Source organism: Thermococcus sp. MV11, assembly GCF_012027285.1.
Taxonomy (GTDB): Archaea; Methanobacteriota_B; Thermococci; order Thermococcales; family Thermococcaceae; genus Thermococcus; species Thermococcus cleftensis.
This window is the reverse complement of record NZ_SNUD01000003.1, coordinates 206,399-215,769: the sequence shown is the minus strand read 5'-3', so window position 1 is coordinate 215,769 and position 9,371 is coordinate 206,399. Positions and strand designations below refer to the sequence as shown.

Genomic DNA, 9,371 nt, shown 5'->3' with positions numbered 1-9,371 from the left:
TAGCTTTTAAACCTCCCCCCGAACCTTCTCACATGGACTGGAAAAGGAAGCTCCGCGAGGAAGGCTACATCGAGCTTGAGGGTTTCAGGGTAGAACTTACCCTTGACAACACCTTCATGGACCTGGATTACATTCCGAGGATAATAGTGTACGACGAGGAGACGGGGAGGTGGCACGTGCTCAGGAATCCTATTCCAAAGGGAAAAACGCTAGAGGAGAGCTGGGACAACGCGGTTGGTGTACTGGAGAGGATAGCTAGAGGGGAGGAAGAGCCCGTTTTTGGGGAGGAGGGTGTTGGGGAGAGGTTTCTCCGTGCCTTGGGGGATCTGGTGGAGAGATAATTTTCGTTTAAATTCCTGATCCCTTAGACGGAGAGTGAGGCTTTCCTTGCGGTGCCCTCTTGGAATTTTTACCAAGACTCCGAAACTTCTACTCGTTGCTGGAGATGTGTCCAAAAATTGTTTAGATTTCAAAACGGGATCCGCATATTTTCCGAAGACCTACGCATTTTTGGGGAGAAAAACTCTAAATACATTGGTGCGGAGTAGTCACGGGGTGATGGAAAGTGGTTGATCGCATCGATGTTGCCAGGTACATTGACCACACCAATCTCAAGCCATACGCGACTAAAGATGATATAATCAAGCTCTGCGACGAGGCGATAGAGTACAACTTCTACGCTGTCTGCGTCAATCCTTACCGCGTCAGGCTCGCGAAAGAGTATCTGAGGGAGAAGAAGGCCGACGTCAAGGTCGCCAGCGTCATAGGCTTCCCCCTCGGGGCGACGCCGACCGAGGTGAAGGTCTTCGAGGCGAAGAGGGCACTTGAGGACGGTGCAGATGAGCTGGACATGGTCATCAACATCGGCGCGATGAAGGATAGGGACTACGACTACGTCAAGAGGGATATAGAGGAAGTCGTCAAGGTCGCCCATGAGAAAGGCGCCAAGGTCAAGGTCATAATCGAGACCTGCTACCTCACCGAGGAGGAGAAGGTGAAGGCCTGCGAGCTGGCTAAAGAGGCCGGGGCTGACTTCGTGAAAACTTCAACCGGCTTCGGAACCGGTGGGGCAACTGTGGAGGACGTCAGGCTCATGAGGAAGGTCGTCGGCCCGGAGATGGGCGTTAAGGCCGCCGGCGGAATCAGGACGTACGAGCAGGCCCTGGCGATGATAGAGGCCGGGGCGACGAGGATAGGCACGTCGAGCGGGGTAAAGATCGTGGAGGGGTCCCGTGATGGATGAGCTGAGGGACCTTCTCAATAAGGCGGTGGAGGAGCTCAGGGAAGAGGGTCTCGAACCGGACATACTTCTCGTTGGTCCCCGCTTCATAGAGTATGCCGTTGAACTGCTCCGCGAGTGCAGGTTCAAGATATACAAGATAGAGGAGCTCGGTTATGACGCCGTCATAGCCGACTCCACGTACCTCGGCCAGATGAAGCGCGCTTCAAGGAGGATATCCATAGAACCGCTCCTCGTCGAGAACGAGATGTGGGAAGAAATAAAGAACCTGGAGATTTAGACGAGGTCCTCGACCTCTGGGTACCTCTTCTTTATCACCCTCGCGAGGGCGGTGCCAACGATAACACCCGTAACCGCCTGGAGCATATTCACCGGAACCTCTGTGAGCGCCGCGGGGACGCCGAACATGTAGGCCTCGAAGGCAAAGTAGCCGGAGACCATTATTATTCCGCCGACGAGACCGGCTATGACCAGGGTGGAAACGTTGTCGCTCCTCCTGCCGAGGTATCCAACCGCGAGGCCCTCTAAGCCCTTCACGACGAGCGTTATCGGCGCCCAACCGGGGTACCCGGCTATTATGTCACCAAGGGCCGAACCGACGCCGCCGGCGAAGACTCCGACGACCGGTCCGAAGACCATTGCCGAGAACATGACCATGGTGTCGCCGAAGTTGAGGTAGCCGCCGGTGGCGGGGGTGGTTATTGTGATGAAGGCCGTCGTCACACCGGTCACCGCTGCCATGACCGCTGATATGGCAAGAACGCTGGCGCTTCTGAACTTCTTCCTGTTGATGTAGAGGTAGGCGATGTAGATGACAGTCACCGCCGCGAGAACGTACGGTCCGTATGGTTTGAGCATCTCTGTCAGGTCGCTCATCACCATCACCGGGAGAATTTCAAGCTGCAACTTTAAAAACTTGACTTTTCGGGGATTACAACTTGAGCAAACGGATAAGAAAAGGGAGAAAATCACTGGAGAGCGGCCTTGAGGCTCTCCTCGAATATCTCCATGGCGACGTCGATTTCCTCCTTCGTTATTGTCAGCGGCGGTATGAAGCGTATGCTGTTGTCGCCGCAGCCGAGGAGTATTAGCCCGCGCTTGACGGCTTCCTTGACTATCCTGTCCCTCAGCTCGGGGTTCTTCTCCTTGGTGTCCTTGCTCTTGACGATCTCGACCGCCTGGGCGAGGCCGAGACCTCTGGCATCGCCGATGACCTCGTACTTCTCCTCGAGCTCCTTGAGGTACCTGTGGAGGTAGTCTCCAACTTCCTGGACGTGCGGGAGGAGCTCCTTGACTATCTCGACGACCTCTATACCGGCCGCTATTGCCACCGGGTTGCCGCCGAAGGTGGAGGCGTGCCTGCCCGGCTTGTCGAACGCTATATCCGCCCTGTGGACGACACCGGCGAGCGGGATTCCGCCGCCTATGGCCTTACCGAACTGTATGGTGTCCGGGGCAACGTCGAAGTGCTCGATGGCCCAGAACTTTCCGGTCCTTCCGACGCCCATCTGAACCTCATCGTTCGCGAGGAGTATGCCGTAGTTGTCGGCGAGCTTCTTCAGCTCCTTGAAGAAGTTCTTCGGCGGGACGACGTAGCCGCCCTCACCCTGTATCGGCTCGAAGACTATGGCTCCAACCTCGTGGGGCGGGACGTGGCGGAAGACGTACTCCTCGATGAACTCTATGACCCTGTTAACGAGCTCGTCCGGCTCGGCGTAGCCGTCGATGTGCCAGGGGTTCCTGTAGGGGTTCGGGTAGGGTATGTGTTCAACTCCCGGCATTGTCGGGAAGAACCTGTCCTGCTGGACCCACTTGCTGGCGGTGAGGCTGAGAACGGCCTGGGTCCTGCCGTGGAAGGCGTGGTAGAAGGCGATGAACCTCTTCCTGCCGGTGCCGTACTTGACGAGCTTCATCATGGCCTCGTTTGCTTCCGCACCGCTGTTCTGGTAGACGACCTTCTTCGGGAAGTCTCCGGGGGCGAGTTCGGCGAGCTTGTTGGCGAGTACTATGGCGTTCTCGTAGAAGAAGTCGTTGAGGGCGAAGTGGGTGAACTTCTCGGCCTGCCTCTTGATCGCCTCGACGACCCTCGGGTGGGCGTGGCCGACGTTAAGAACACCGACGCCGCTTCCGAAGTCATAGAAGGTGTTTCCATCGACGTCGTAGACGAGAATTCCATCGCCGTGGTCGATGACTATCGGGAGGGTCTCTGGATCCTGGGTGGTAACGGCTAAAGCCTCGAAGTTCTTCTCTATTATCTCCCTTGCCTTGGGTCCGGGGAGTTCCTTAACGTTCGGCCTAACCACCATGTGCATCACCGGTGGGGGATCGTGCTTCTCCTATATAAGCCTGTGTTCATCGATGAACATATTTGGCCGAAAAATTTTCGGAAAATCCTGGGGAGGGGTCGATTTGGAAAGGTAAGGCACTGGGAATGTCGGGAACAAAGAAGAGGGGGCGTGGGGAACTCACTCCACGGTCTTCGAGTTCCACTCCTCGAGGAGCTCCTTGGCGGAGTTCGCAGCGATGGCTCCCTGGCCTACAGCTACCGCTATCTGCTTGAAGACGTTGGTTATATCTCCTGCCGCGAAGATGCCCTTGACCTTGGTGCGCATCTGCATGTCCACCGGAATGTAGCCGTACTCGTCGGTTATGCCGAGGTGCTTGACGAAGTCGGTTTTGGGCTCGTAGCCGATGAAGATGAACACTCCATCGACCTTCATCTCGGTCTCTTCCCCGGTTACGCGGTTCTTCAGCTTGACCGCCTCGACCTTATCCTTTCCGATTATCTCCGTCACGACGGTGTTGAGTATCGCCGGAATGCCGCTCTCCTTGAACCTGTCCTGGAGTATCTTGTCGGCCCTGAACTTGTCGCGCCTGTGAACGAGCGTTACATCGACGCCGATGCTCTTGAGGTAGAGCGCCTCCTGGAGGGCAGTGTTTCCACCACCGACGACGATGACCTTCTTGCCCTTGAAGAGCGGGCCGTCGCAGGTGGCGCAGTAGGAAACGCCCCTCCCCGTGAACTTCTCTTCACCCGGAACGTGGAGCTTCCTCGGCGCGGCTCCAACCGCTATGATTATCGTTTTGCCCTTGTACTCCTTGCCGTTCTTGGTTCTGACGGCGAACTTGCACGGGCCTTCGTAGTAGGCGCACTCCGTCGGGTCTATGCGCTCGACCTCGTCGAAGACGATATCAACGCCCAGCTTCTTGACCTGCTCGTGCATCTTGCTGGTCAGTTCCGAGCCACTTATCCCCTCGGGGAAACCGGGGTAGTTCTCTATGAGGTCAGTCAGCGCCATGTTGCCCCCGAGGTCCTTGCTGATGATCAGCGTCTCGAGGCCGAAGCGCGCCGCGTATATGGCGGCGGTGAAACCCGCTGGACCGGCGCCGATGATGAGCACGTCCCAGGTCTTGTTCTCGTACTCTCCCCCGCGCGAGAATCCTCCAAGGCTGAACATCTCTCCCACCTCCGGGCTTTCCTAACTTGGGTCATTTAAAAGGATTATTGCCCAAAAATGGGCAAAGCTAAACCAGCTTAACCGAGCCGTCGAGGAGCAGGTGAAGGGTGTAGCCGAGGAATGCACTAAGTCCAACGAACAGGCCCTCACCAGTCCTCATGCCCAGGCCGTACTCCACCATCAGGAACGCCAGCCCACCGTAGATTGCCGCGAAGAGGAGGGAATGCACTATGCCCCTGTGCCTCGGCATCAGCCAGGTGAAGGCGAACCACGCCATGACCCCGGCGAGGGCCGCCACCACCCACTCCACGGCCGTGTTGAGCCAGGGCTGTCCGAGGTCGATGGAGCCGGCTATGTTGGTGTACACCGCCCCGCCGGCCGCGACGCTGACTATTGGCTTGGTCCCGCGGTGAATGAGAGCGTTGGGGTGGTCCATGTCCGGCAGATCGCTGCCCAGGACGTAGAATGCGTAACCTATGATTAGAGCCATAGTGCTCAGCTCAAGGGGGGCGCCGTGGTCCGCCAGCAATCCGGCCAGGGCGACGGCCACGGGATAACTGAGTACCCCGCTCAGCACGTGAGTGTCGTAGTTCGGCACCTCACTCACCCTTCAGCTCCTCGGCTTGGCCCTCCTCTAAAAACTTTCTGACGTAGTCCGGGACCTTGTAGTTGCCCTTGGGGTCGCCGACCAGGAAGCCGAGCCTTATCAGCTCGTTGAGCTGGTCGTAGACCTGTATGCCGGGTCTCTTGACGGCCTTCGCGACCTGAATGTAGCTCACTGGCCCTCCGTTGAACTCGAAGACTATCGCCTCCACGAGATCACGGTACTCCTTCGGAATCCTCGTCAGGTACTCCTCGAGGCTCTTTGGTTCCTCGAGTATTGTCGTCACGACGTAGTCGTCTATCGGGTCGAACTTGTGCTTTGCCGCTTCGCTCAGGACGTAGTGGAGGAGCCTCAAAATCTGCCTCGGGTTGCCCTTCCCGAGCTGGTGGATCAGCCTTATCGCCTCCTCCGTGAAGGGGTAGAGCGGGTCGTCGGTGTCCCTCACCCTCACCCTGTTGAGCCTCTTCTTCACCAGCTCGTAGGCCTCGTCCAGGCTCATCGGCCTGAGCTTGAACTCGTAGTGGAGGCGCATGAAGAAGGCCGGGAATATCCTGGAGTACTCCTCATACGCCTCGGGTATTGAGGCGAAGGCCACTATGCAGCCCTTGGGCATCGTGCTTATGAAGTGCCTCAGCATTTCGAAGAACTGTATCTTCTCCCTCTCGCTCGCGCTCCCCATGTTCTCCAGCTCGTCGAGTAGGAGGGCGCAGTAGGGGTACCTGCTCATCTGCTCGACCAGGAGCTCGGCTATGTCCCTGCTCTTGTACTCGTTCCTGTTGCTGAGCATCTTTTCGAGCCTGTCTATGAAGCCGAGCTTCCTTGAGAGGTTCTCGAGGAATATGTTGGTCCTGCTCTTGGGCGGCTTGAGGGAGTAGAATATGTCGCGGGTGAGCTTGAGTATGTCGTTGGTATCGACCTTGACGTATATCGCCTTCCCCCTATTCTCTTCAATGGCCTTGGCTATGGTCTTGAGCCTCTGGGTCTTTCCCATTCCCAGCGGGCCGACGATGCTCAGCGCTATCGAGCTCTTGTTGCCTATGACCTCCGAAACTATCATCTGAAGGCGCATGTCCACCTCCTGGTAAACGTGAATGCTCTCCACGTCGGTTATTCCCTCGCTTGCGAGCTGTTCGAAGGGGTTGCGAGAAAGGCCGTAAACCTCGTATGACTGGTAGGGATAAAGCTTAAGGCCGCTTGCTCCCATTTTAACTCACCGCTTAGTTTAGGAACGCGAAATATAAAAACCTGTCCATTGGTGAGCAGAGATGATTCTCCTAGTCACGGCACCGCAGGGGCGCGAGGGCGACGCGATACTCGAACTCGAGTGGGCCCTTGGGAAGGTTCGGGTTAGGGGAACCGACTGGAGGGGCGTTCTTCTCGCAGAGACTCCCCTCTCAAAGGAAGAAGCTCTTGAAAGGCTCAAAAACTTTGAGACGCAGGCCATTCAGAGGGTGGTTCCCCTCGAGAGGCTCGTCCCCGCGAGGTGGGAGGAGATAGAGAATGCCGTCCTTGGAGTGGGGGAGAGGATAGACGGAACCTTCGCGGTTCGGGCCAAGGTCAGGGGAAACAGAAAACTGTCCCAGAGGGAGCTTGAGGTGAAGCTTGGCTCACTTCTCGTGGAGCGCTTTGGCCTTGGAGTGAACCTGGGCGACCCGGACTTCACCGTGGTTGTCGAGGTTTTAGGTAAGAAAGCCGGGATCGGACTGGTGAAGAGGGGAGAACTGCTTCGCTTCGAGGTTTCCGACTGAAAGCTGAGAAGGGGTGTCATCGAACCCTCTGACCCGCTTTCGTGGCACTCCCTAAAGGTTTATTTGGGGGAGCACCTTTGGGTTATGGGGGTGAAAGATGTACGACGTTGAGGGGGTCGTCGAGGCCCTGTCAAAGCTGAGCTACGAGGAGGTTCTGGCCTACTGGATAGCGAGCGAGCTCGAGGAGGCTAGGTTTTACCGCGAGCTGGCCAGGCGCGCGAGGAACCTGGGTCTAGGTGAGGAGCTTGTGAAAACCTTCGAGAAGCTCGCCCAGGATTCTATCTCCCACGCCAGGGATCTTGAGTCCACCGCCTTTGACCAGGCTCGGCAACCCCCGCGCGAACAGGCGAATTCACCACCAAAGCGCCGCTCCTAATGAGCGTAACGGCCGTCACGACCTCCTCAACCGTCAAATCCTCGGACAAAGCCACCTCAAGGAGCTTCGCCACGATTTGGCTCACGTTATCCCAGCGTTCCTTGGCCTTCCTGTAGATCTCTGGAGGTAGCGTAATGTGCAGACGCGGTGAAAGGCGCCTCGGCTTCCTCCGCTTCCGCGCTCCGGCCTGCTCCTCCCCCATCGCTTGGGAGTGTCCGGACACACCACTCGATTTTACCATGACGAAAACACCCAACGAAGTTTATAAATTTTTAGGCTAAAAACCCTTCCCATCGACACCTGAAGAAACCGGAAGAAATCACCACAAAGTTAATGTACTCCGTTCCGCCTACCCGTCTTCATCGGGTGGCTTTCGGGGGGAACGGAGACTCCCCACATCTTCAAGGCCCTAACGGAAATATTAAAAGAGCCGACCATATCACGGTCTGCCTCAAACCCGCAGTTTGAACACTTCAAAACCCTGTGCCCATTCGGGCTTAACTTCTCCCCACATACCGGGCACAGGGAGGAAGTGTAAGCGGGATAACCCAAATAAGAAAAGACATCGAAAATCTAAAGGAGATGATGAAGAATGACACAAACTAAAAGGAGGGTGGTTAAAACGACCGGGAGTGGAGCCTTCGCGGGACTCATAATCGGAGGAAGCATCGGCCTACTATTTGGACCCGGCGGTGTAATCCTCGGCGGCTTAATCGGAGCAATCCTCGGCGACGAATACGAGAAAAAACAACTCGAAGAAGAACAACACAACCCCCACTAAACCCCAACCAAAAGCGAAAAAGGAAAAATCACTCCTCAATAACTTTCACAATCTTCAACCTAACAATACTCCCCCGATCGATGTTAAGTTTATTCCGGAGTTCTTTTGGAATTGTTATATGTCCATCTCTCCCTACAATCACAACAAACTCGTTCTCCCCTGTTATTTTACCAGTTTTTCTTCCGCGTCCCATCTTCAAATCACCAATATAATATTGGAATTTTGAATTTATAGGCCTTTTGTATTTCTGACATTCTCCATCAATCTTGTTAATCATAAAATCAAAAAATTGATATTATCATAATCATAAATCCCAAAAACTCATGAAAACGTTTTTATGATTTTATGATAAAATCATTTTTGCAGAATTTGCCAAGAGGTGTTAGGCCATGCGTGTTGTTTCGGTGTTTGAGCTTCGGGGGTTGCCTGTTCGAGAAGCGCTGGAGCGGGTCAGGGAGGCCGAGTGGGTGATGGACGAGGGGGGAACCTTCATCCCCTCGGAAGAATTCGCCAGAATTCTGGAGAATTCTGGTTCAGTGCATAAGAGGCTGACGCACAAACACAAGGTGGTGAGAGCATGAGCAAGCGCGGAAGGCCGCCGGTCATGAAGGCCTGGCGCGTGAGGATAAGCCAGCCAGACGAGGAGCCTCTCGAATTCACAATCTTCGCCAGGACGCGGGAGAAGGCCGAGGAAATGGCGCGCTTCATGGTCAAGCAGAGCTTTCCCTTTGCCAGCTACACCGTGAAAAAAATCGGGAGGGTGCTCTGATGCCCGACATAAACGAGGTTTGGATCCTCGCGAGCGAGCTGGGAATGTACTCCCACAAGGGAAACGCATACTGGGTGATAAGGAAGTACAAGCGCAAGAAAGGATACTCCGTCAGGGACGTGGAACGGCTCTTCTCAGGCTACACCAACAGCGGAAAGACCCAGAAGTTTGAGACCTTCGAGGAGGTGGTCCAGTACCTCACAGGCGAGCACCCAACGAGAGAAAACTACGGCTTCCTCCTCCACGCGAGAGAAATCCTTGAGGCCCTGGAACAGTCGAAGGAAAAACGCGAGTTCTGGAAGGAAGAGATCGAATACCTCAGGAAGCTCCTCGGAAAAACCGAGGAGAGGAAACCCGCCAAGAAACCCCAGCTCGTCCAAAGGACGCTCGTGTGA

15 protein-coding genes and 1 pseudogene are annotated in these 9,371 nt (G+C 55.7%); 9 read left to right on the top strand and 7 right to left on the bottom strand.

From position 1 onward, the window contains the following. Positions 1 to 32 precede the first annotated feature (32 nt). From E3E27_RS08800 to E3E27_RS08790, 3 genes are all read left to right on the top strand, one after another. The gene (locus E3E27_RS08800; protein WP_167774271.1) at positions 33 to 341 is read left to right on the top strand and encodes a hypothetical protein; all 309 of its coding nucleotides are present in this window, start codon (positions 33 to 35) and stop codon (positions 339 to 341) included. A gap of 224 nt (positions 342 to 565) precedes the next feature. After that, positions 566 to 1,243, top strand: coding sequence for a deoxyribose-phosphate aldolase (deoC, locus tag E3E27_RS08795; protein WP_371731582.1), 678 nt, complete (start codon positions 566 to 568; stop codon positions 1,241 to 1,243). Beyond that, the gene (locus tag E3E27_RS08790; protein WP_014788958.1) at positions 1,236 to 1,520 is read left to right on the top strand and encodes a family 4B encapsulin nanocompartment shell protein; all 285 of its coding nucleotides are present in this window, start codon (positions 1,236 to 1,238) and stop codon (positions 1,518 to 1,520) included. The genes deoC and E3E27_RS08790 overlap by 8 nt, the downstream gene beginning before the upstream one ends. On the opposite strand, the gene E3E27_RS08785 is transcribed toward E3E27_RS08790, so the two are convergent. The 5 genes from E3E27_RS08785 to E3E27_RS08765 form a co-directional block, all read right to left on the bottom strand. Continuing rightward, positions 1,517 to 2,122: an ECF transporter S component gene (locus E3E27_RS08785; RefSeq protein WP_371731588.1), complete on the bottom strand. Its 606-nt coding sequence runs from the start codon at positions 2,120 to 2,122 to the stop codon at positions 1,517 to 1,519. The genes E3E27_RS08790 and E3E27_RS08785 overlap by 4 nt on opposite strands. An 86-nt stretch (positions 2,123 to 2,208) precedes the next feature. Beyond that, positions 2,209 to 3,546 carry an ornithine aminotransferase gene (locus tag E3E27_RS08780; RefSeq protein ID WP_167774393.1) on the bottom strand — a complete coding sequence of 446 codons (1,338 nt, stop codon included), beginning with the start codon at positions 3,544 to 3,546 and terminating at the stop codon, positions 2,209 to 2,211. 159 nt (positions 3,547 to 3,705) lie between these two features. Further along, positions 3,706 to 4,698, bottom strand: coding sequence for a thioredoxin-disulfide reductase (gene trxB, locus E3E27_RS08775; RefSeq protein ID WP_167774392.1), 993 nt, complete (start codon positions 4,696 to 4,698; stop codon positions 3,706 to 3,708). Between the two features lie 67 nt (positions 4,699 to 4,765). Continuing rightward, a complete protein-coding gene (locus E3E27_RS08770; RefSeq protein ID WP_014788962.1) occupies positions 4,766 to 5,296 on the bottom strand; it encodes a metal-dependent hydrolase in 531 nt (176 codons plus the stop codon). Between the two features lies 1 nt (position 5,297). After that, positions 5,298 to 6,506, bottom strand: coding sequence for an ATP-binding protein (locus tag E3E27_RS08765; protein WP_167774270.1), 1,209 nt, complete (start codon positions 6,504 to 6,506; stop codon positions 5,298 to 5,300). Positions 6,507 to 6,567: 61 nt separating this feature from the next. On the opposite strand from E3E27_RS08765, the gene E3E27_RS08760 reads away from it, so the two are divergent. Together E3E27_RS08760 and E3E27_RS08755 are read left to right on the top strand one after the other, a co-directional pair. Then, on the top strand, positions 6,568 to 7,050 hold the full coding sequence (locus E3E27_RS08760; protein WP_167774269.1) for a THUMP domain-containing protein: 483 nt from the start codon (positions 6,568 to 6,570) through the stop codon (positions 7,048 to 7,050). Positions 7,051 to 7,147: 97 nt separating this feature from the next. Further along, complete coding sequence (locus tag E3E27_RS08755) at positions 7,148 to 7,426, top strand: ferritin family protein (protein WP_167774268.1); 279 nt, start codon at positions 7,148 to 7,150, stop codon at positions 7,424 to 7,426. 330 nt (positions 7,427 to 7,756) lie between these two features. Here E3E27_RS08755 and E3E27_RS08750 read toward each other — a convergent pair. Continuing rightward, positions 7,757 to 7,969, bottom strand: a pseudogene (locus E3E27_RS08750) (zinc ribbon domain-containing protein); the annotation flags it as partial. 49 nt (positions 7,970 to 8,018) lie between these two features. Between E3E27_RS08750 and E3E27_RS08745 the strand changes: the two are divergent. Further along, positions 8,019 to 8,207, top strand: a complete 189-nt coding sequence (locus tag E3E27_RS08745) for a hypothetical protein (RefSeq protein WP_048151837.1) — start codon at positions 8,019 to 8,021, stop codon at positions 8,205 to 8,207. 28 nt (positions 8,208 to 8,235) lie between these two features. On the opposite strand, the gene E3E27_RS08740 is transcribed toward E3E27_RS08745, so the two are convergent. Further along, entirely contained in the window at positions 8,236 to 8,400 is a 165-nt protein-coding gene (locus E3E27_RS08740) for an AbrB/MazE/SpoVT family DNA-binding domain-containing protein (RefSeq protein WP_240910719.1), read from the bottom strand. A 196-nt stretch (positions 8,401 to 8,596) separates the two neighbouring features. On the opposite strand from E3E27_RS08740, the gene E3E27_RS08735 reads away from it, so the two are divergent. From E3E27_RS08735 to E3E27_RS08725, 3 genes are read left to right on the top strand one after another with little or no spacing between them, the layout of a single operon-like run. Next, on the top strand, positions 8,597 to 8,788 hold the full coding sequence (locus E3E27_RS08735) for a hypothetical protein (RefSeq protein WP_167774266.1): 192 nt from the start codon (positions 8,597 to 8,599) through the stop codon (positions 8,786 to 8,788). Continuing rightward, a complete protein-coding gene (locus E3E27_RS08730; RefSeq protein ID WP_167774265.1) occupies positions 8,785 to 8,976 on the top strand; it encodes a hypothetical protein in 192 nt (63 codons plus the stop codon). The genes E3E27_RS08735 and E3E27_RS08730 overlap by 4 nt, the downstream gene beginning before the upstream one ends. Continuing rightward, entirely contained in the window at positions 8,976 to 9,371 is a 396-nt protein-coding gene (locus E3E27_RS08725; RefSeq protein WP_167774264.1) for a hypothetical protein, read from the top strand. The genes E3E27_RS08730 and E3E27_RS08725 overlap by 1 nt, the downstream gene beginning before the upstream one ends.